This is a genomic window from Ornithinibacter sp. (assembly GCF_035443565.1).
Lineage (GTDB): Bacteria > Actinomycetota > Actinomycetes > Actinomycetales > Dermatophilaceae > Fodinibacter.
On the sequence record NZ_DAORSO010000030.1, the window covers coordinates 3,841 to 25,234 of the forward strand.

A 21,394-nucleotide genomic window follows, 5' to 3' on the forward strand; every position below is an offset into this window, starting at 1 on the left:
TTGCAGAGTTCTGCAACTCTGCAAGAGAGCGCGATGACATGCCGGTTCCGCTGTACCAGGCCAAGGCCGAGTTCTTCCGAACGCTCGGCCACCCGGCCCGCATCCGCGTCCTCGAGCTGCTGGCCGAGCGCGACCGGGCCGTCCACGAGCTGCTCGCCGCGATCAACGTCGAGGCCCCGAGCCTGTCCCACCAGCTCGCCGTCCTGCGCCTGGGCGGCCTGGTCACCCAGCGCCGCGAGGGTGGGCAGGTGATCTACAGCCTCGCCCTGCCCGCCGTGCGCGACCTGCTCGCGAGCGCCCGCGAGATCCTCCAGACCAAGACGGCCGACCAGGGGGGGCTCGTCGACGACATCACGCCAGAGCCCCGGGCATGAGCACGGACACGGCCCGCCGGGCCGTCATGGAGCGGCTGGATGCCGTCCGCCCCCGCAGCCGCGACCTGCGCGCCATGGTGGCGACCCCTCGTCAGGACGTCCTCGCCGGGGTGACCGTGGGTGTCGTGGCCCTGCCCCTGGCCCTGGCCTTCGGCATCGCCTCGGGGCTCGGCGCCACCGCCGGCCTGGTGACGGCGGTCGTCGCCGGCGTCGTGGCGGCGCTGTTCGGCGGTAGTCACGTGCAGGTCTCCGGGCCCACCGGAGCGATGACCGTCGTCCTCGTGCCGATCGTGGCGACCCACGGAGCCGAGGGCGTGCTCGTCGTTGGCCTCATGGCGGGCGTGATCCTCGTGGTGATGGGCCTGGCCGGTGCAGGGAGGTACGTGCGGTTCATCCCGCTGCCCGTCATCGAGGGGTTCACCCTGGGCATCGCGGCCCTCATCGCCCTCCAGCAGGTGCCCTCCGCGCTCGGCCTGTCCGCGCGCCACGAGCACGTCGTCGTGTCGGCGGTGGCCGCCGTCCTCGAGTGGTTCGGGAGCCCCGACCTCGCACCGGTGGCCATCAGCGTCGGGGTCGCCGCGGCGATCCTCGTGCTCTCCCGCCTGCGGCCGGCCGTACCCGTGGCGCTGCTCGGGGTGGTGGTCGCGACGGTCGCCGTCCGCCTGGCCGACGTGCCGGTCGAGACGATCGGCGCCCTGCCCGAGCGGCTGTTCAGCCTGAGCGTGCCGTCGGTGTCCTGGGGTGACCTTCGGGTGCTCGCCGTGCCGGCCGTCGCCGTCGCCGCCCTGGCCGCGCTCGAGAGCCTGCTCTCGGCAACCGTCGCCGACGCGATGAGCGTGTCCTCGCGCCACGACCCCGACCGCGAGCTCTTCGGCCAGGGGCTGGCAAACCTCGCCTCACCGCTGCTCGGCGGCATCCCGGCCACCGCGGCGATCGCCCGGACCGCCGTCAACGTGCGCTCCGGGGCGCGCTCCCGACTGGCGGCGGTGGTGCACTCGCTCGTGCTGCTCGTCGTCGTGCTCGCCCTCAACGACGTCGTCGCCTGGATCCCGCTGGCCGCCCTGGCGGGGGTGCTCATCGCCACGGCCGTGCGGATGATCGAGGTGTCGAGCCTGCGCGCCCTGGCCCGGGCCTCACGCGGTGACGCCGCCGTGCTGGGGCTGACCTTCCTGGCCACCGTCGTGCTCGACCTCGCGACGGCCGTCGTGCTGGGCATCGTCACCGCCGGCGGGCTGGCCCTGCGCCAGCTCGCCCGGACGACGGCGCTGTACGAGGAGTCCCTCCCCCAGAAGTACCTCGACGAGGAGGAGCACGGCGCGCAGGAGACCGCCCTGCTGCGCGAACGGGTCGTCGCCTACCGGCTCGAGGGCCCGCTGTTCTTCGGCGGGGCCCACACGGCCCTGCTCGAACTCACCGAGGTGAGCGACGTCAAGGTCGTCATCCTGCGGATGTCCCACGTCAGCACGCTCGACGCCACCGGGGCAGCCGTGCTCGCCGACACCATCCGCTCGCTGGAGGCACGAGGGGTCACGGTCCTGCTGTCGGGGATGCCGCAACGGTTCGTCCCACGGTTGGCCGCGACCGGCATCCACCAACACCTCGTGACGCTGAAGCACGTCTTCGACAGCACGCCCGAGGCCATCGCGCACGCCCGCCGGCACGTGGCCCGCGACCACCACCACGAGGAGGGCGTCAGGCCAGGCGGGTGATCGCCACCACGACACCCAGGGATGCCGTGGCCCGCCCCGAGTAGATACCCTTGAACGGGGGGACGTCCTCGTAGTCGCGGCCGCGCGCCACGACGACGTGGTCGACCCCGACCTCGGTGCCGTTCGTCGGATCAACGGGTGTCCAGCCACCGTCCCAGTACTCGACCCAGGCATGGCTCTCGCCCTTGCTCGTCTCACCGACGGCGGTGTCCCTGACCGGCACGAGGTACCCGGAGACGTACCGCGCGGGCAGGCCGAGGCTGCGCAGGGCGCCGACGGTGATGTGGGCGAAGTCCTGGCAGACACCGGAGCGCTCGGCCCAGGCGTCCTCGCCGCGGCTGTGCACGCTGGTGCTGCCCGGCACGTAGCTCATCTCGGCACGCACCAGGGACGCGAGCTCCTCGGCAGCCACCCGGGGGGTCTCGCGTCCGCGCACGGCATCCACCAACTCGGCGATGCCGTCACCGGGGCGGGTGCGCGCCGACAACATCAGCCACTCGTAGCTGCGGTCCTGCACGGCAGGGTCGCGCACAGCCGCCCAGTCGAGCGACGGGGTGTGCCGGGCGACGTCGGTGCGCTCGACGGTGGAGATGGCCTCGATCTCGAGCTGACCGTGGCTGGCCAGGCTCTCCATCGCCATGACGTGGGTGCCCCAGTGGTCGCGGTAGACGTGGCTCCACGTCATCGGGCGGATGCGAATGCGGTTCTCGAGGGTGGTCTGGCCGGCCTCGTTGACCGGGGTCATCCGCAGCTCGTTGTGGGCGGCACGAACCTGGCCGTCATAGGTCAGGGAGGTCGTGTGGACGATTCGCCAGCGGCGCATGTCAGACCACCCCGTCCCGGGTCCACGTCGTGACCTGTCCGGACTGGAAGTACCGGGACGCCACCGCCTGCGACGCCGCCATCACCGACCCCTGCACCCGCAGCATCTGGGCCGGGAGGTCGGCGATCACGTCGGACGTCGACCGGTACTCCAGCGACGTGCGGATGCGGCCCAGCTGACGCTGGGCCTCGTCGGAGATGCCGATGCGGTCCTCCTGGGGTGAGAGGGCGTCGAGCCGGCGCTCGGCCTCGGAGAGGGCGAAGAAGACCGACCGGGGGAACTCGCGGTCGAGCACGAGGAAGGCCGCTGCGCGGTCATCACTGAGCAGGCCGCGCTGGCTGCGCATGAAGGCCTGCTGCGCTCCACACGACGACAGCACCACCGACCACGGGGCGCCGCCTCGCGGCAGGCCGCCGGTGGCCACGAGACGCGCCGTCATGTCGGCCCGCTCGAGGCTGCGGCCGAGCACGAGGAAGTCCCAGGCCTCGTCGTGCGACATCGTCGAGTCGGCGATGCCGGACACGAGCGCCGCGCGTTCACGCACCCACGACAGGTGCCGCTCGGTCGTGACCGTCCGCCCGAAGCCGTTCCAGCGGTGCCACGTCGTGTTGATGCCCTCCCACAGCTCGGTCGACAACGTCTCGCGAGCTCGCCGGGCGTTCTCGCGGGCGGCGAAGAGGGCCCCGGTGATGGAGCTGGCATTGGACCGGTCGAAGACCAGGGCGGCACCCACGTCGGCGAACCCCGGGTCGCCCTCGAACGGCATCCCCATGATCACCGAGAGGACGGTCCTCGACGCCGTGACCTCGTCGGCCCCGGGGTCCTCGAGGAGTTGCAGGCGCAGCACGTCGACGATGCGCGCCGTGCCGTCGGCGCGCTCGGTGTAGCGCCCGATCCAGAAGAGCGACTCGGCGATCCGGCTCAGCACGACGACTCCTCGTGGCGGGTGTCAGCGTGGGCCACCGTGCGGTGACCTTGCTGCTGTTGCTGCTGCTGTTGGGCCTTCATGCTGTCCTCGTGGGATGCCGTGGGGGCACTCATGACGACGACCTCGCGGTTGTCCGGTGGCCGGCTGGAGGTGCTCGTCGCGGCCCGACGGTCCGAGAGCACCCAGGTGTCCTTGGACCCCCCGCCCTGGCTGGAGTTGACCACCAGCTCACCCTCGGGAAGGGCGACCCTGGTGAGGCCCCCCGGCAGCACCCGCACGCGCTCACCGTCGTTGACGGCGAACGGCCGCAGGTCGACGTGGCGCGGGGCGAGGCGGCCGTCGATGAACGTCGGCACGGTCGAGAGCTGCACGACGGGTTGGGCGATCCAGCCCCGCGGATCGGCGATCAGCTGGGCACGCAAGAGCTCGAGGGTCTCGGCATCGGCCTTGGGCCCGACTACCAGCCCCTTCCCGCCCGAGCCGTCGACCGGCTTGACGACCATGTCGTGCAGGTTCTCCAGGACGTGCTGGAGCGCCTTCGGCTCGTCGCAGCGGAACGTGTCGACGTTGCCGAGGATCGGGTCCTCGTCGAGGTAGAAGCGGATGAGGTCGGGCAGGTAGGAGTAGATGAGCTTGTCGTCGGCCACGCCGTTGCCGATGGCGTTGACGACCGTGACCCGCCCCGCCCGCATCGAGGAGACCAGCCCCGCGACGCCGAGGATGGAGTCGCCGCGAAAGTGCACCGGGTCGAGGAACTCGTCGTCGATGCGCCGGTAGATGACGTCGACGGGGCGGTCACCGGTCGTCGTGCGCATCCGCACCTGTCCGCCGACGCACACGAGGTCACGACCCTCGACGAGCTCGACCCCCATCATCCGCGCCAGCAGGGCGTGCTCGAAGTAGGCCGAGTTGAACACCCCGGGGGTGAGCACGACGACGGTCGGGTCGCTGGCCCCGTCGGGTGCAGCGGCCCGCAGCGCCGCGAGGAGCATGCGCGGGTAGTCGTGGACGGGCCGGATGCGCATCGTCGCGAACGCCTCCGGGAAGACGTTGGCCATGGCACGGCGGTTGGCGATGACGTAGCTGACCCCGGACGGCACGCGCACGTTGTCCTCGAGCACCCGGAAGGTGCCCACCTCGTCGCGGATGAGGTCGACGCCGGCGACGTGCACGCGCACGCCGTTGCTCGGGCGGATCCCCATGACGGCCCGGTGGTAGTGCTTCGAGCTCGCGATGAGGCGCCACGGGATGATGCCCTCGTGCACGGCGCGGGGGATCTCACCCTCGCGCGAGTAGATGTCATCGAGGAAGGACTCGAGCGCCGTGACGCGTTGCACCACACCGGACTCGATGATCTGCCACTCGTGGGCGCTGATGACGCGGGGCACGGCATCCAGGGGGAAGGGCCGCTCCTCCCCCGCGTGGTCGAAGGTCACGCCCTGGTCGAGGTAGGAGCGCGCCAGCGAGTCAGCCCGCTCCTTGAGGGCCTGCCCGTTCATCCCGCGCAGCGTGTGGAACACCGGCTTGTAGGGCGTACGGGGCGCACCGGGCTCGCTGAGCATCTCGTCCCACGCCTGGCCGAGGGCGTAGTCGTCGAACAGGCCGCCTGGGGCCTCGGCCGGCATCTGCTCGCTCACGTGACGAACCTATGGCCACGGCGTGAACCTGTCATCACACCCGTGTCACCCCCGTGTTTCGCGCACCTGTTGTCCACGGGGTGGACGGCCCTAATGTGGCGCGCATGACCCAGCCCGGCCCGTCGGTCTCCCTGCGTCCGGTGGATGCCGGGAGCTGGCGTGACGTCGCCGGGCTCACCATCGCGCCCGGCCAGGACGCCTTCGTCGCGGCCGCCACCCACTACCTCGCGTTGTGCGCCTACGAGGACGTCTGGAACCCCCTGGCCGTGCACGACGAGGAGGGCGCGGTGATCGGCTTCCTCATGTGGGGCATCGACGACGAGGACGGCAGCTGCTGGCTCGGCGGGGTGATCGTCGACGCCGCGCACCAGGGTCGCGGGGTGGGTCGGGCCGCAATGGCCCAGGCCCTTGCGACCCTTCGTCCCCGCGACGAAGACGATGGGTTCGCCCTCGCGTACCACCCGCAGAACACGGTGGCGAAGGGTCTCTACGCCAGCCTGGGGTTCGTCGAGACGGGCGAGACCGACGACGACGAGGTCGTCGCGCGGCGCCGTCCCGCCTGACCCTGGTGGGTCGGGTCGACCCCAGTCGCCGCGCGACGGTGCACGCGCATGACAGGCTGGGACACAGTTGGCTCGACCCCGAACCAGCCCACCTCGAGAGGATCCTTCGCGTGCGCACCCTGCTCAACATCATCTGGTTCGTGTTCGGCGGGTTCTGGCTCGCCGTCGGGTACGCGTTCGCCGGCCTCGTGCTGTGCCTGCTCATCGTCACGATCCCACTGGGCGTCGCCGCCTTCCGGATGGCCAGCTACGCCATCTGGCCCTTCGGGCGAGCAGTCGTGCAGCAGCCAAACGCCGGTGCCGGCTCGGTGGTGCTGAACATCCTGTGGATCGTGCTCGCCGGGTGGTGGCTCGCCCTCGAGCACGTCATCACGGCAGTGGCGCAGGCCATCACGATCATCGGCATCCCGCTGGCCATCGCCAACCTCAAGATGATCCCCATCTCGCTCTTCCCCTACGGCAAGCAGATCGTGCCGACCGACTCGCTGTCCGCAGCGCAACGACCGCTGCACTCCCTCTGAGCATCCGCCGCAGGGAGTGCGGGCACCCGTGACGGGGTTGTCTGCTCGTGACGGGGGTAGAGGCCCGTCACGAGCGGACAACCCCGTCACCGGTCGGTCACCGTGGCCGTCAGAACGTGCCGCGGTGCCTTCGCGCCTGAGCCGCCGATTTGGTCACGTCGACGCCATAGGCATCGCGTCCTGTCGACGCGAATGCGGACAGCCGGTCCCCGGCCCGTTCGAAGAGCCGCTGCGCCCCGACCTGGTTCCCTCGGGCGGCATGGGTCAGGGCCACGCAGACCTGCGCCAGTCCCTGCCACAGATCCGCCTCCTCGGCCGGCCCGGCCTTCCACCGCGCCTCCAGCACTTCGTGGGCTGCGAAGGGACGGCCGGCATCGATGAGCTCCCTGGCCTTCCTGAGCGTTTCGTGCGGCGGCAGCGGTTCCTCCGACACCGGCTCGACACCCTCGGCCCCGTAGGGCAGCGGGCGACCCAACGCGTCTCGCGGCCGTGCCTGACGCGCACGTCCCTCGGTGTCCCGGTCCCGCTCTGCTCCAGTCACACGAGAAGCGTCCCAGAGAAGTCGAGCCCGGCGCGCGACGCGGTGGTCACGTTTCACGTCTGCCTCCACGCGCCACCGCGAACTCGTGCTCAAGCACGGCCATCACCACATCGTCATACCAGCGGCCGTCAAGGAAGCAGGTTTCCCGCTCGCGTCCCTCCTCCACGAAGCCGCATGCCCGGTAGGTGGCAATCGCTCGGTGGTTGAAGTCCAGGACGCGAAGATCCACGCGGTGCAGCATCAACGTCTCGAAGGCGTGCTGGAGAACCAGGCGCGTCGCCTGCTGGCCAAGCCCTCGGCCGAAGAACGAGGGGTCGTAGAGCCCGATGGCATATCGGGCACGGCGGTCCTCGGCATTGATCGCATGGAGGAACGCTGCGCCGACGGCCTCGCCCTCGAGGTCGAGCACCCAATGGATGCGGTTCGGCTCATCTGCGGCCAGTTCCCAGTGGGCGTACCACTGCTCCACCTCGTCATCGCCCATGGCTCGCGTCACCGTGGTGGAGCCGTAGCCGCGTTCGATCTCGGCATGCCACCCATGACGCTGACGCGCCGCGCGGTCCTCGGGCCGCAGGGCCCGCAAGGTGACCGAATCCCCCACCAGTTATGGAACCCTCACTCGACGATCGTCGCGGACCGAGTCGGACGACGCAACGTGATGTGGCCACTGCCTCGAGTCACTCCCCGTCCGACCGCCGGACCGTCGGTAGGTTGCGCGCATGACCGAGCACGCGGAGGACGGCGTGGACGAGCGCGCCCTCCCCGAGGTGACGTCGCTGCCGTCGCGCTCCAGGTGCTAGGCGCTCGCGGCGGCGTCCGCGCTGGTGGTTGCCGCGACCTACTGGATGGCACTGCAACCCGGAGCCGCTGATGCCCAGACCGCGGTGGTGCGGTGGATCAACGACCCGCCGGAACCGTTCGGGACCGTGCTGGCCGTGACCAACTCGCTCCTGCGCCCGGTGCCCTTGGCGGTGGTCGCGCTCGCCCTCGTCGGCTGGATCGTGTTCACGGCCCGGGGCAGGGACCGGTGGGAGGTGCTCCGGGCGATGCTGTTGGCGTACGCGCTCTCCGAGGCCATCACCCAGATCCTCAAGCGGGAGGCCGAGCAGCCCAGGCCCACGGCGTCGATCGCCGGGCTGGACGTGCACGGCTACCCCACGGAACCGCACGGACACGCCTATCCCTCGGCCCACACGAGTGTCGCCGTCGGCCTCGTGACGGCGTTGTGGCCCTGGCCGACATGGCCGCAGCGCGCCGTGGGCGTGGCCATCGCGACCCTCGTCGCGCTGAACCGCCCGTACATCGGAGCGCACTGGCCCCTTGATGTTCTGGGGGGTGCGGCCATCGGGCTGCTCTCGTGCTCGCTGTGCTGGCTGGTGGCGGCCAGGTGGCCCATCCGGCGCAGTACGGTCACGTGAACACACGCTGAGCACCTCACGGGAGAGGACCGGGATGAGACCACTTCGATACTCGATCAACGTCACCCTCGACGGCTGCTGCCACCACGAGGCAGGGCTCCCGCCCGACGAGGAGTCGATGCGCTACTGGACCGCTGAGATGCAACGAGCCGATGCCCTGGTCTTCGGCCGGGTGACCTACGAGATGATGGAGTCGGCGTGGCGAAAGCCGGCCACGGGCACCTGGCCTGACTGGATGGGCGAGCGGGAGATCCCGTTCGCCGAGACCATCGACCGGGCAAAGAAGTACGTCGTGTCGAGCACGCTGAGCGAGGTTGACTGGAATGCCGAGCTGGTGCGGGGCGACCTGGGGCACGCCGTACAGCAGCTCAAGCACGAGCCGGGCGAGGGCCTCTTCGTGGGTGGGGTCACGCTCCCCCTGGCACTGGCCGACCTGGGACTGATCGACGAGTACGCGTTCCTGGTGCAGCCGGTCCTTGAAGGACACGGGCCGACGTTGCTCGCCGGTCTGCGCGAGCGCATCCAGCTCGAGCTCGTGGACCGCCAGGAGTTCCGTTCGGGAGCGGTCGCCCTGCGATACCGGCCCACCTGAGCCCCGAGGCCGACGATCACTCAGTCGCGCTGGTTCTCGGGCGCCTCGCGCACCGCCTCGCGCACGATGCGCATCGACACGTCCGAGGGATAACCCTTGCGAGCGAGCATCCCCGCGAGCCGCCGGGTCTGCACGAGGGGCGTCAACCCGCTTATCGAGCGCATCTTCTTCGCGACGAGCGCTCGGGCCCGGTCCTCCTCGTCGTGCGGGTCGACCTCGTCGAGCGCGGCCTGCGCCGTCTCGTCGTCGACCCCCTTGCGTCGCAGCTCCTGCGCGAGGGCCCGCCGGGCGAGCCCGCGGCCGGCCTGCTGCGAGCGGACGAGCATGCCCGCGTAGGCCGTGTCGTCGACCAGGCCGACCTCCTCCATGCGGTCGAGCACCGCGGCGGCGACGTCGTCGGGGCAGTCCTTGCGGCGCAGCACCTGCTCGAGCTGGGCGCGACTGCGTGGTGCCGCGGTCAGCTGGCGCAGCACGATCTGGCGGGCCCAGTCGAGCGGGTCGGGCTCACTGCCCCGCGTGCGGGGGTCGCTCTCAGGATCCGCGGGAGGGGGTGCACCCGCGCGTCGCGCCGCCGGTGCCGTCGGGTCGGGAACCGACGACGACCCCGCCGCCCACGGGGGCGGCGGGGTCGTCGAGTCGGCGAACGGCATCCGAGCGTCAGGAATCGAGCCGAGGATCAGAAGTCGACCGGGATGTCAGGGACCGCGGCCAGTGCCTCACCCCGAGGCACACCGATGCCGAGCTTCTCCTTGATCTTCTTCTCGAGCTCGTCGGTGAGGTCCGGGTTGTCCTTGAGGAAGTTGCGGGCGTTCTCCTTGCCCTGCCCCAGCTGGTCCCCGTCCATCGTGTACCAGGCACCCGCCTTGCGCACGAAGCCCTGCTCGACCCCCATGTCGATGAGGCCACCCTCGCGTGAGATGCCCTGCCCGTAGAGGATGTCGAACTCGGCCTGCTTGAACGGCGGGCTGACCTTGTTCTTCACGACCTTGCACCGGGTCCGGTTGCCGACCGCGTCGGTGCCGTCCTTGAGGGTCTCGATGCGTCGCACGTCCAGCCGCACCGAGGCGTAGAACTTCAGCGCCTTGCCACCGGTCGTCGTCTCGGGCGACCCGAACATCACTCCGATCTTCTCGCGCAGCTGGTTGATGAAGATCGCCGTCGTGCCAGTGGTGCTGAGGGCACCGGTGATCTTTCGCAGCGCCTGCGACATCAGGCGGGCCTGGAGGCCGACGTGGCTGTCACCCATCTCGCCCTCGATCTCGGCACGGGGCACCAGGGCCGCGACGGAGTCGATGACGATGATGTCGAGCGCGCCGGAGCGGATGAGCATGTCGGCGATCTCGAGCGCCTGCTCCCCCGTGTCGGGCTGGGACACGAGCAGCGCGTCCGTGTCGACCCCGAGGGCCTTGGCGTAGTCGGGGTCGAGCGCGTGCTCGGCGTCGATGAACGCCGCGATGCCACCGGCCTTCTGCGCGTTGGCCACAGCGTGCAGAGCCACGGTTGTGTTGTGCGACAGAACACCGTTAGCCACGAAGCTGTGAGTATCGGGGACCATCAGGTCGAACGTGGGCTGCAGGCCGCCGTCCTCGACTGCGACAACCTCTTCGTAGGTGTATCGCGCTGTCGACAGGTCGCGGAGCATGCCGACGAGATGTTGGGATCCCGTGGACAGCAGGTGGGTGCGCTGCTCGGCCCAGTCGACAATGCGACGCAACCGCGCACGTGAGCACGACAGCGCCATGTCCTGCCGCAGCATGTCACCAGCGATCCGATCAAACTCTCGGTCCCCGCCGATGGCATCGCGAAGGTCACGGACGAGGTTCCCGACAAAGGGCACATTCTCGGGCTGAGGTTCCCGAGAGGACTGGCGAAATGCCTCTTCTACCTGGCCCGCCCGGCGAGCGCTGCGGAAGCCGACGTTCTCCAGGAATCGATGGGCAGCGGCCGGGTTGATGATCACGCTGTAGTAGTCGCGCTGGTAGACCTTGTTGAACGACGTCTGCATCGTCGCCGGAACACCCAGCCCGTAGAGCAGGAGCTGCACCTGCTCGGCGAGAACACGCGATGCTGTCCCCAGACCGATGGTCGATGACTTGTCGATCCAGCCATCACCCTCGAAGAGCGCCGAGAGGAAGGCGCATTGCGCCTTGGCGCCAGCGGTTCGGATGGCATGAGGAACCGACTTCTCCGGCGCGTTGACGAACGCCAGACCGTAGTCGTCTGCCAGTCGACGTCGAAGCGCCGTGTCATGCACGACGTGCTCCTTGCCGTCGTAGTTCTTGACCTCGGCGCCGAACAGTGAGCTTGCCAGGGCCGACCACTCCGAAGCGACCTCCGGGTCCCAGTTCGTGAACCGGACTGCGTGCTTGTTGGACTCCCCGAGGGTGCCCTCGGCGACGAGATACCCGAGGAAGACAGCCTCGTCTTCGCTGATCCCCTCGCCGCAGGCAGCCTCCTCGGCCCCGAACAGCGCCGAAACCAGGACGTCACCGGTGCCGATGCGCCCGGCCTGTCGCCACACGATGTGGCCACGCTCGTTGAGCACGCGGAAGGGGTGGTTGTGAGTCGCGCTGACTGACCGGCCGGATCGAGTGACGAGCCGCACCACCGGCTTGCGGTTGTTGTGAGTCAGAGCGGCCACCTGCTCGAGCTCACCGCGCTCATTGACCACACGCAGCCCCAACTCACGGACATCGGTGACCCGTGACGTACACGAAGCAGGTTGCCCGCCTCGGGCGAACAACTCGGCCACGGTCTCCAGCCCATGGGCAGTCCAGACGTAGGTGTCTGCGGTCAGACACTTTCCCGAGCTCTCGGGGCCGTAGATCTCGACGACCCGGCCGCGCGGCAGGCCGCCGATGCCGAGCGCGATGTCGAGGGCGATGGAGCCCGTGGGGATGACCTCGATGGGGGGCCGCACGTCGTCACCGAGGCGCATGACGGCACCCTTGCCGTGCTGCTTCTCGATCTGCGCCATCACCGAGGCGATGGCCTTGTCCTTCTCCCCACCGTTGGCCGCAGCCGTCGGGTTGGGCATCACGGGTCCGCGATTTCCTGCCATGTCACACCGTCTCTTCCTGTTCGTGCAGCGAGCGCGCCCACCGGCGACCAGCTCTCGCCATCGGTCTCGTCGCGAGGTCTGGGTCAGACGCTAGGTGGCGGTACCGACAACGGTCACGGGCTGCCGTCGAGCCTGTGGACAAGTGCCGTCGGGGACACCACCTGTGGATGACCATAGACGAACACCTGTTCGATCCCACACATTGGCGGGCGACACGCCGATGTCGTGTGGTCGAATCAGCCCGTGCCCACCGCAGACGGCCATCACCGGCCACTCAACGCCCGGAGGCCCGTGACCGTCGCGACGACGTTTCCCGGGATCACGGTGTGGCGCACGTACCAGCGCGGCTGGCTACGCGGCGACCTGCTCGCCGGGGTGACCGTCGCCGCCTACCTCATCCCGCAGGTGATGGCCTACGCCCAGATCGCGGGGCTCCCGCCGGCCGCAGGCCTGCTCGCGATCATCGCGCCCACCCTCGTCTACGCCGTCCTCGGCTCCTCCCGCCAGCTCTCCGTCGGCCCCGAGTCCACGACGGCGCTGATGACCGCGACCGCCGTGGCCGCGGTCGGTGTCAGCGGCCCCGAGGCGTACGCCGCACTCGCTGCGGCGCTCGCGGTCGTCACCGGCGCCCTCTGCATCCTCGGTTGGGCCTTCGGGCTGGGCTTCCTCGCCGACCTGTTCTCCAAACCGGTGCTCGTCGGTTACCTCGCCGGGGTCGCCGTGCTCATGGTCGTCAGCCAGATCGACAGCCTCACCGGCATCGAGGTGAGCGGCGACTCGATGCCCGCCGAGGCCTGGAGCGCCCTCACCCACCTCTCGGACGTCCACGCACCCACCCTCGTGCTCTCGAGCACCCTCCTCGTGCTGCTCCTGCTGGGTGCGCACTTCTTCCCCCGCCTGCCCAACCCCCTGCTCGCGGCACTGCTCGGCGCCGCGGCCGTCATGGTGCTGGGCCTCGACGAGCTCGGTGTGGCGGTCGTCGGCCCCCTGCCGTCGGCTCTCCCCCAGCTGAGCCTGCCCGACCTGTCGCCGGATGCCGTGGCCACCATGCTGGCGCCCGCGCTCGGCATCGCCGTCGTCGCCTACTCCGACAACGTGCTGACCGCGCGAGCCTTCGCCGAGCGCTCCGACCAGCAGATCGACGCCAACCAGGAGTTCCTCGCGCTCGGCGTGGCCAACATCGCCGGCGGGTTGCTCTCCGGGTTCCCCGTGAGCAGCAGCGGAAGCCGCACGGCGATCGGGGCCTCGATGGGCAGCCGGACCCAGATGTACTCGCTGGCCACCCTGGCCACCGTGCTCGTGGCCGTGCTCGCGCTCGGCCCGGTCATCGCCGCGTTCCCGAAGGCCGCCCTCGGGGCCCTCGTCGTCTACGCCGCGATCCGGCTCGTCGACGTCGCCGAGATCCGGCGAGTGGCCCGGTTCCGCCGCAGCGAGCTCGTCCTGCTCGTCGCGACCACGCTCGGGGTGTTCGTGTTCGGGGCGCTCTACGGCATCCTGCTCGCCGTCGCGCTCTCGCTCGGCGACCTGCTGCGCCGCGTCGCCCGGCCGCACGACGGCATCCTGGGCTACGTGCGCGGCATGGCGGGCATGCACGACGTCGACGACTTCCCGGATGCCGTGCAGGTGCCGGGTCTGGTGGTCTACCGCTACGACTCGCCGCTCTTCTTCGCCAACGCCGAGGACTTCCACACCCGTGCGCTGGCCGCCGTGGACGACGCCGACGACCCGGTCGAGTGGCTCATCATCAACGCCGAGGCCAACGTCGAGGTCGACCTGACGAGCCTGGACGCCCTCGCCAGGCTGCACGACGACCTCGTCGCCCGCGGCGTCGTGCTCGCCATGGCCCGCGTCAAGCAGGACCTGCTCGACGACCTCGAGGCGGCCGGGCTGGACCATGCCATCGGCACCGAGCACTTCTACCCGACGCTGCCGACGGCCGTCACCGCGTACCTGTCATGGCACGCGCAGACCCACGGCACCACGCACCCGTTCGGCCCGGTTCCCTAGGGGCTACCCGGGTCCGGGTGCCCGGGTCGCCAGGTCGAGGAGCTCGAGAACGTGCTGGTACTGCTGGCCGGTGGCACGCGTCATGCCGAGCTCGCACGTGCGGTTGCACGAGGCGTAGGCGTCGAAGGGCCCGGCCTGCGCGATCTGCGCGGACTGCACCTGCGTGGCAGAGGCCGTCAGCTCCGGGTGCAGCAGCCCGCGGTCCCCCGCGAAGCCACAGCAGCCCCACGAGTCGGGCACGAACACCTCGTCCGCGACGGCGCGCGCCACGGTCATCAGCGCCGGGTCGAGGCCCAGCTGGGTCGACGAGCAGGTCGGGTGCAGCGCCAGCCTCTGGAGCCGGGGCTGCGTCCTCGGCAGCTCCGGCAGCAGCTCGGCCGCCACGTACGCCACTGCGTCCACGACCCGGATGCCGGCGTACCGGGCATCCGTCTCGGCGGCGTGGGAGAGCGTGGTCACCAGGCCCTCGGTGCACGAGGCCGCGTCACTGACCACGTCCAGCTCACCACCACGCGTGGCCTCCCACAGGGATGCCGCCACCCGCTGCTCCATGGCCTGCGCGCCCTCGAGCATGCCCTTGGAGCGCCACGGGGTGCCACAGCACAGGCCGGGAAGGTTTCCCGGCGCCACGAGAACGACACCAGCACGTCGGCACAGGGACAGGAAGGCGCCCCGCACTCCGGGGCCGGCGTCGGTGGGGCCGAAGAGGGTTCCCACACATGCCGAGAAGTACACGGCCTCGCGCGGGCCCTCCCCCCGCTCGCTCACCGCGGGTGCCCAGGGAGCCCGTCCCTCCGGCCGCTGTCGTCCGCCGCCGGGCAGATCCGGGGACCACAACGGCACCACGTCGTCGTCACCCGCCCTGCGCACGAGAGCGTTCGGGACGAGCACCACGGGATCCGGCAGCACTCGCGCCATCGTCAGCGCCGCCGAGGCCACCCGTGTCGTGGCGCCCCAGTGTCCGGCCGCCAGGCGCCAGCCACGGCTCGCCATCGGGCCCACCGCCTCTGCCCGCAGCCGCTTGGTGAGGTCACCGGTGTTGATGTCGACGGGGCAGGCGGTCTGGCACATGCCGTCCACCGCGCAGGTCTCGACGGCGTCGTACTCGAAGTCACGCTCGAGCTCGTTCAGGAGCGCCAGGTCGCCGGCAGCGGCAGCGGCCTGCATCTCGCGGCGCAGCACGATCCGCTGCCGTGGCGTGGTGGTCAGGTCGCGGCTGGGGCACACGGGTTCGCAGTACCCGCACTCCACGCACCGGTCGACCTCCTCCTCGACCGTCGGCGTCACCTTGACGTTGCGGGTGTGGGCCTCGGGGTCGTCGCTGATGATGACGCCCGGGTTCAGCACGCCGAGCGGGTCGAAGAGCTCCTTGACCTCCTTCATCACGTCGTGCAGCTCGTCGCCGTACTGCCGTCGCACGAAGGGCGCCATCATGCGCCCCGTCCCGTGCTCGGCCTTGAGCGACCCGTCGAACCCGAGCACCAGTTCCACCATCTCGTCGGTGAACGCCAACAGGCGGTCCATGCGGCCCCCCTCGAGCCGCTCGTTGAGCATGAAGTGGATGTTGCCGTCCTTGGCGTGGCCGAAGATGACGTTGTCCTCGTAGCCGTGCCGTGCGAACAGCTCGATCAGCCGCTCGCACGTCGGCAGCAGGGCCGGAACCGGCACCACGATGTCCTCGAGCAGGGCGGTGGTGCCCGTCGGGCGCGCACCGGCCACCGCGGCATACAGGCCCTTGCGGGTGTTCCACAGGCGCGCACGGGACGCGGGATCCGACGCGAGCGCCGCCGGCGAGCTGAGGGGTAGCCGGGTCAGCGCGGGGAGCGCGAGCCGGCCCAGCGCTGCCACCTCGTCCGCGGTACCGGCCTGGTACTCCACCAGCAGCGCCGCGTGCCGGTCCACGTCGATGCGCTTGAGGACGTCGTCGGCCCTGGGGTCGGCCTGTCCGACACGTAGCGACACCGCGTCCAGGAGCTCGATCGTCGCCGGGGCGGTCTCGAGGATCGCGGTCAGGGAGCCGGTCGCGCCGGCGAGGTCGTCGAAGACCAGCAGCCCGGTCATCGCGTGCGGAAGGAGCGGAACGGTGTGCATCACCACCGACGCCACGAAGGCCAGCGTCCCCTCGCTCCCGACCACCAGGTGCGCGAGCACGTCGACCGGCCGGGTGTGGTCGAGGAAGGAGTTCAGGCCGTAGCCCATCGTGTTCTTCATCGAGAACTGCTGCTCCAGCAGGCGCACCGACGCCGGGTTGCCCCGGACGCGGTCTCGGAGCCGGTCCAGCCCGGCATACAGCTCGGGTTCGAGCTGGCGGAGCCGTTCGTCGGCGTCCGTCGCACCGGTGTCGAGCACCGTGCCGCTCGGCAGCACGAGCACCAGCGAGTCCAGGGTGTTGTACGTGTTGGCCGCAGTGCCACAGGCCATGCCGCTGCTGTTGTTGTTGACGACCCCGCCGAGGGTGCACGCGATCTCGCTGGCCGGGTCCGGCCCCAGCTTGCGTCCGTGCCGCGCCAGGCGGGCGTTGACCGACCGCACGGTGGCACCCGGCCCGACGCGCACGCGCAGGCCGTCGTCGAGGACGTCGATGCTGCGGAAGTGCCTGCGGGTGTCGACGAGGATGCCATCGGTGCCGGCCTGTCCGGACAGGCTGGTTCCCCCGGAGCGGAACGTCATGGGGATGCCGTGCGCGGCCGACACCGCGAACAGGCGCCCGACCTCTGCGGCGTCAACGGGCTCGGCCACGGCCTGCGGGAGCAGGGCGTAGTGCGACGCGTCGTGCATCATCTTCAGCCGGTCGCTCGCCCGGGTGTGCAGCCGATCAGGGTCCTCGAGTGCGGCGGCGAAGGGGTTCACGCGTCCGCTCCCTCGACGAGGACGACGACGAGGGTCCGCGGGCCGTGGACGCCCTCCACGCGCTCGAGCTCGATGTCACTCGTCGCGCTGGGGCCGCTGATCCACGTCAGTGGTCGGGCTCCGTCGGGCCCGGGCCGCAGCCTGGCCACCGACTCGGGCACGTCGTGGACGACCTGGTCGGCCCGGATGACGCACACGTGGGTGTCCGGCACGAGCGTGAGCTCGCGTCGCCCCTGGTCGGCCCCGTGGTCCAGGACGATGGTGCCGGTCGTGGCGACCCCGACTGCGGATGCCGTGACGACGGCATCGACGTCGTCGCGGGCGAGGTGCGTGGTCGCCTCGTCGTCGGACAGCACCCGGGCGACCCCCTCGGCGGCCGCCCGCCACGAGGGGTCCAGGCCGCTCGGGACGACGACGGTACGGCATCCGTGCTCGCTCAGCGCCCCGGCGACGGCGGCAGCGACCCCTGACGGGCCGACCCGCACGACCTGCGCCCGGTAGTCGGCGACGTTCTCGGCGAACAGCTCGAGGGTCTCGGACTCGCCCGGGGAGGTCTCCTCGACGACGGCCACGGGGCCCCGGTCGGCGGGGGTGGTGACGATGTCGGCGGTCGCGCCCCTGACCCGGGCGAGGATCTCGTCGCGCGCGCTCATCGGTGGTCCTCTCCTCGTTCGCGGGCCCACCACTGTCGGAAGGTTTCCCTGGGTGGGGTGGGAAGGTCCCTGGCGTTGGTCCAGGCGCCGAGTCCGGGCACGGAGCGGACCGTGCGCGTGCCGACGGCACGACCGGCGGTCGTCGCAGCCTTCTGTGCGCCGGCGAGCCGCTTGGGGTCCGACAGCACCCAGGCGGCGGCCCGCATCGCGGCCGACTCGGCAGTCGGACCGGCCTCGTCGACGACCTGCCCCCGCAGCTCGACGAGCAGCTCGGGGATGTTGATCCGCACGGGGCACGCGTCGAAGCACGCGCCGCACAGGCTGGAGGCGTAGGGCAGCGACTTGTCGATCGTGCTCGCGGTGCCCCGCAGCTGCGGGTTGAGCACCGCGCCGATCGGCCCCGGGTAGACCGAGCCGTAGGCGTGCCCGCCGGTGCGCTCGTAGACCGGGCAGACGTTGAGGCACGCGGAGCAGCGGATGCAGCGCAGCGCCTGGCGCCCGACGCGGTCGGCGAGCACGTGGCTGCGGCCGTTGTCGAGGAGGACGACGTGCACCTCCCGGGGTCCGTCACCGTCGTGGACACCGGTCCACATCGTCGTGTACGGGTTCATCCGCTCACCCGTGCTCGAGCGGGGAAGCAGCTGGAGCATCGGCGCTAGGTCCTCCCACGAGGGGATGACCTTCTCGATGCCGACGACCGAGATGAGCGTCTCGGGCAGGGTCAGGCACATCCGTCCGTTGCCCTCGGACTCGACGACGACGAGCGTGCCCGTGTCGGCGACCGCGAAGTTGGCGCCCGAGACGCCGACCTTCGCCCGCAGGAACTTCTCACGCAGGTGCAGCCGGGCGGCCTCCGCGAGCCGGGCGGGGTCGTCGGTGAGGTCGTCCGGGGCGGGGCGGCCCACGGTGCCCATCTCACGCAGGAAGATCTCGCGGATCTCGCTGCGGTTGCGGTGGATCGCCGGGACGAGGATGTGGCTGGGTCGGTCGTGCCCGAGCTGGACGATGAGCTCGGCGAGGTCGGTCTCCCACGCGTGGATGCCAGCCGCCTCCAACGCCTCGTTGAGCTCGATCTCCTGGGTCACCATCGACTTGACCTTGACGACCTCGTCGACCTCCTTGGACCGCACGATGTCCAGGACGATCCGGTTCGCCTCCTGCGCGTCACGCGCCCAGTGCACCGTGGCGCCGTTCGCGGTCAGGCTCGCCTCGAGCTGCTCGAGGTAGTCGCCGAGGTGGGTCAGCGCCTCGTCCTTGGCCTCGGCTCCCGCCACCCGAAGTGCCTCCCACTCCGGTACCTCCGCGACGACCCGTTCTCGCTTGCCGCGGATCGTGTGGGTGGCGTGGCGCAGGTTCTTGCGCTGCTGGGTGTTGGCCAGGGCGGAGCGGGCGGCCTCCGGGAACGTCGGCATGCCGACGAAGGTGGCCGACGTCTGCTGCAGTGGCCCGGGTGTCGTGGTGCTCATGCCTGGTCCTCCTCGGTGGAGGCGAGGACCTCGGCCAAGTGCATCCGGCGCACGCCGGAGCGTTGCCGGCCGAGGATCCCGCCGATGTGTGCCAGGCACGAGTTGTCACCGGCGACGAGCACCTCGGCGCCGGTCTCCACGACGTGCCGCGCCTTGTCCGAGCCCATGGCGATGGAGACGTCGGCGTTCTTCATGGCGAACGTGCCGCCGAAGCCGCAGCACTCCTGCGCGCCGGGCAGCTCGACGAGGTCGATTCCGCGCACAGCGCGCAGCAGCTGGAGCGGTCGGTCTCCGACCCTCAGCATGCGCAGCGAGTGGCAGGTGGGGTGGTAGGTGACCCGGTGGGGGAAGTAGGCCCCGACGTCTGTGACACCGAGCACGTCGACGAGGAACTCCGACAGCTCGTACACCTTCGGCGTGAGGTGCTCGACCCGGCTGGCGAGCCGGTCGTCACCGACCAGCTCGACGATGCCCGGGTGCTGCTCGCGCACCGAGCCGACGCACGAGCCCGACGGTGCCACGACGGCGTCGTAGCCCTCGAAGACGTCGACGAACCGGCGCACCAGGGGAACGGCCTTCGAGCCGTAGCCGGTGTTGGTGAGCATCTGGCCGCAGCAGGTCTGCTCCATCGGGAACTCGACGCGGCAGCCGAGCCGCTCGAGGAGGCGGACCGTGGCCTTGGGTGTCTCGGGCCACATCGTGTCGTTGAAGCAGGTCGCGAACAGGGCGACCTTGAGGTCGGCGACCGGGCGGGCGGGGGCGCTCACGGGAGCATCCAGGCCAGGACGGTCGACTGCAGTCCGACGAGCAGGCACATGGCGATGATCAGGCCGATGCTCCATGGCAGGACCTTGCGAAGGATGTCGGACTCGCGGCCCACGAGACCCACGGCGGTTGCCGCGATGGTGAGGTTCTGTGGGCTGATCATCTTGCCGACGACTCCGCCGGAGGTGTTGGCGGCGACCAGCAGGGTCGGGTCGATGCCGGCGGTCTCGGCGGCGCTCTGCTGGAGCGTGGCGAACAGGGCGTTCGCGCTGGTGTCCGAGCCGGTGACGGCGGTGCCGATCCACCCCAGGGTGGGGCTGAGGTAGGCGAACAGGGCGCCGGTGGCGGCGATCCAGGTGCCGATCGTGATGGTCTGGCCGGAGAAGTTCATGACGTAGGCCAGGGCGAGCATCGAGGCGACGGTGAGGAAGGCGTAGCGCATCTTGTGCGCGGTCGCCCAGGCCTCGGCTCCCCATCCGGTCAGGCCGATGCCGTAGACGAAGGCGACGATGAGCGAGCAGATGAGGAGCATCGTGCCCGGCGAGCTGAGCCAGGACAGCGTGTACGTCGTCGCGGCGCTGGGGGTGCCGGCGATCGTGAGGACCTCACCGGACAGCCCCGGCCAGGGGATCTTGACATCGGTGGTGGACAACCACTCCTTGACCGGTGCGATGAGCTTGGCGATGGCGAAGACGACGATGACGAGCAGGTAGGGGAACAGCGCCATCGTGATCCGTCCACGGGTCAGGCCCCGGGCCCGCTCCTCGAGCTCGGCACCGGACACGACGTAGTCGGTGACGGGGCCGGCCCCGGCCGAGCCGCTGGACGTCTCGGGACCGCCGGCCATGGCGAACTCGCGCTCACGCTCGGTGTGCAGGGTCTCCAGTGCCTCCTCGCGGCCGCTGGGCTGCCACACCTTGAGGAAGAGCACGGCTGCGGCGAGACCGGCGAGGGAGGCGATGATGTCGGTGAGCTCGACGGAGATCCAGGTCGCGGAGATCCACTGGAAGATCGCGAACGTCAGGCCGACGACCACCGCGATCGGCCAGGTCTGGCGCACGCCGCGTCGGCCGTCGGCCATGAGGACGAGCAGGAGCGGCACGAAGGCCGCGAGGATGGGGGTCTGGTGGCCGACGTACGCGCCGATCTCCTGGTACGGGATGCCGGTGAGGTTGCCGGCGGTGATGATCGGGGTGCCGACCGCGCCGAACGCGACGGGCGCGGTGTTGGCCAGGAGCACGACGGCGGCGGCACGCAGCGGCGAGAAGCCCAGGGCCATGAGCATGACACCGGTGATCGCCACGGGGGCGCCGAAACCGGCCAGGGCCTCGAGGAGGCCACCGAAGCAGAAGGCGATGATGATCGCCTGGACGCGCGGGTCGTCGGAGATGAGGTGGAACGTCGCACGCAGGTCCTCGAACCGGCCCGAGCGGACCGTGACCTGGTAGAGCAGGATCGCCGTGAAGACGATCCACATGATCGGGAA

Annotated in this window: 19 protein-coding genes and 1 pseudogene; 7 read left to right on the top strand and 13 right to left on the bottom strand. The window is 70.6% G+C overall.

Annotation, left to right across the window (positions count from 1 at the left end):
• Positions 1-374, top strand: a 374-nt coding sequence (locus PLL68_RS05400) for an ArsR/SmtB family transcription factor (protein WP_324532372.1), incomplete at its 5' end; no start/stop codon positions are given.
• Positions 371-2,083, top strand: coding sequence for a SulP family inorganic anion transporter (locus PLL68_RS05405; RefSeq protein WP_324532374.1), 1,713 nt, complete (start codon positions 371-373; stop codon positions 2,081-2,083). The genes PLL68_RS05400 and PLL68_RS05405, both read left to right, overlap by 4 nt.
• Here the strand turns inward: PLL68_RS05405 and PLL68_RS05410 are convergent.
• From PLL68_RS05410 to PLL68_RS05420, 3 genes are read right to left on the bottom strand one after another with little or no spacing between them, the layout of a single operon-like run.
• On the bottom strand, positions 2,067-2,906 hold the full coding sequence (locus PLL68_RS05410) for a transglutaminase family protein (protein WP_324532376.1): 840 nt from the start codon (positions 2,904-2,906) through the stop codon (positions 2,067-2,069). The two genes, PLL68_RS05405 and PLL68_RS05410, sit on opposite strands and share 17 nt — an antisense overlap.
• A 1-nt stretch (position 2,907) precedes the next feature.
• The gene (locus PLL68_RS05415; protein ID WP_324532378.1) at positions 2,908-3,834 is read right to left on the bottom strand and encodes an alpha-E domain-containing protein; all 927 of its coding nucleotides are present in this window, start codon (positions 3,832-3,834) and stop codon (positions 2,908-2,910) included.
• Complete coding sequence (locus tag PLL68_RS05420; RefSeq protein WP_324532406.1) at positions 3,828-5,459, bottom strand: circularly permuted type 2 ATP-grasp protein; 1,632 nt, start codon at positions 5,457-5,459, stop codon at positions 3,828-3,830. Before PLL68_RS05420 ends, PLL68_RS05415 begins: the two co-directional genes overlap by 7 nt.
• A 116-nt stretch (positions 5,460-5,575) precedes the next feature.
• On the opposite strand from PLL68_RS05420, the gene PLL68_RS05425 reads away from it, so the two are divergent.
• Positions 5,576-6,034: a GNAT family N-acetyltransferase gene (locus tag PLL68_RS05425; RefSeq protein WP_324532380.1), complete on the top strand. Its 459-nt coding sequence runs from the start codon at positions 5,576-5,578 to the stop codon at positions 6,032-6,034.
• A gap of 110 nt (positions 6,035-6,144) precedes the next feature.
• Complete coding sequence (locus PLL68_RS05430; protein ID WP_324532382.1) at positions 6,145-6,555, top strand: YccF domain-containing protein; 411 nt, start codon at positions 6,145-6,147, stop codon at positions 6,553-6,555.
• A 109-nt stretch (positions 6,556-6,664) separates the two neighbouring features.
• Here the strand turns inward: PLL68_RS05430 and PLL68_RS05435 are convergent, their stop codons facing one another.
• Positions 6,665-6,988 carry a DUF309 domain-containing protein gene (locus PLL68_RS05435; protein ID WP_324532384.1) on the bottom strand — a complete coding sequence of 108 codons (324 nt, stop codon included), beginning with the start codon at positions 6,986-6,988 and terminating at the stop codon, positions 6,665-6,667.
• Between the two features lie 154 nt (positions 6,989-7,142).
• Positions 7,143-7,697 carry a GNAT family N-acetyltransferase gene (locus tag PLL68_RS05440; protein ID WP_324532386.1) on the bottom strand — a complete coding sequence of 185 codons (555 nt, stop codon included), beginning with the start codon at positions 7,695-7,697 and terminating at the stop codon, positions 7,143-7,145.
• Positions 7,698-7,941: 244 nt separating this feature from the next.
• Between PLL68_RS05440 and PLL68_RS05445 the strand changes: the two genes are divergently transcribed.
• Positions 7,942-8,514 (top strand): phosphatase PAP2 family protein, encoded by a 573-nt coding sequence (locus PLL68_RS05445; protein ID WP_324532388.1) that lies wholly within the window; start codon positions 7,942-7,944, stop codon positions 8,512-8,514.
• 34 nt (positions 8,515-8,548) lie between these two features.
• A complete protein-coding gene (locus tag PLL68_RS05450) occupies positions 8,549-9,106 on the top strand; it encodes a dihydrofolate reductase family protein (protein ID WP_324532389.1) in 558 nt (185 codons plus the stop codon).
• A 20-nt stretch (positions 9,107-9,126) separates the two neighbouring features.
• On the opposite strand, the gene PLL68_RS05455 is transcribed toward PLL68_RS05450, so the two are convergent.
• The 3 genes and pseudogenes from PLL68_RS05455 to PLL68_RS05470 all read right to left on the bottom strand — a co-directional run.
• Positions 9,127-9,756: a regulatory protein RecX gene (locus tag PLL68_RS05455; RefSeq protein ID WP_324532391.1), complete on the bottom strand. Its 630-nt coding sequence runs from the start codon at positions 9,754-9,756 to the stop codon at positions 9,127-9,129.
• Between the two features lie 26 nt (positions 9,757-9,782).
• Positions 9,783-11,933, bottom strand: a complete 2,151-nt coding sequence (gene recA, locus PLL68_RS15865; protein WP_502910676.1) for a recombinase RecA — start codon at positions 11,931-11,933, stop codon at positions 9,783-9,785.
• Positions 11,907-12,167, bottom strand: a pseudogene (locus PLL68_RS05470) (recombinase RecA); the annotation flags it as partial. The pseudogene PLL68_RS05470 and the gene recA, both read right to left, overlap by 27 nt.
• A gap of 243 nt (positions 12,168-12,410) precedes the next feature.
• Between PLL68_RS05470 and PLL68_RS05475 the strand changes: the two are divergent.
• Complete coding sequence (locus PLL68_RS05475; RefSeq protein WP_324532392.1) at positions 12,411-14,174, top strand: SulP family inorganic anion transporter; 1,764 nt, start codon at positions 12,411-12,413, stop codon at positions 14,172-14,174.
• Positions 14,175-14,177: 3 nt separating this feature from the next.
• Here PLL68_RS05475 and PLL68_RS05480 read toward each other — a convergent pair whose 3' ends face one another.
• The 5 genes from PLL68_RS05480 to PLL68_RS05500 all read right to left on the bottom strand — a co-directional run.
• Entirely contained in the window at positions 14,178-17,024 is a 2,847-nt protein-coding gene (locus PLL68_RS05480) for an FAD-binding and (Fe-S)-binding domain-containing protein (protein WP_324532394.1), read from the bottom strand.
• Positions 17,021-17,677, bottom strand: coding sequence for a LutC/YkgG family protein (locus PLL68_RS05485; RefSeq protein ID WP_324532396.1), 657 nt, complete (start codon positions 17,675-17,677; stop codon positions 17,021-17,023). The genes PLL68_RS05480 and PLL68_RS05485 overlap by 4 nt, the downstream gene beginning before the upstream one ends.
• Complete coding sequence (locus PLL68_RS05490; protein ID WP_324532398.1) at positions 17,674-19,143, bottom strand: LutB/LldF family L-lactate oxidation iron-sulfur protein; 1,470 nt, start codon at positions 19,141-19,143, stop codon at positions 17,674-17,676. The genes PLL68_RS05485 and PLL68_RS05490 overlap by 4 nt, the downstream gene beginning before the upstream one ends.
• Positions 19,140-19,910, bottom strand: a complete 771-nt coding sequence (locus PLL68_RS05495; protein ID WP_324532400.1) for a (Fe-S)-binding protein — start codon at positions 19,908-19,910, stop codon at positions 19,140-19,142. The genes PLL68_RS05490 and PLL68_RS05495 overlap by 4 nt, the downstream gene beginning before the upstream one ends.
• Positions 19,907-21,394: L-lactate permease (locus tag PLL68_RS05500; RefSeq protein ID WP_324532402.1), on the bottom strand; the 1,488-nt coding region annotated here is incomplete at its 5' end. The genes PLL68_RS05500 and PLL68_RS05495, both read right to left, overlap by 4 nt.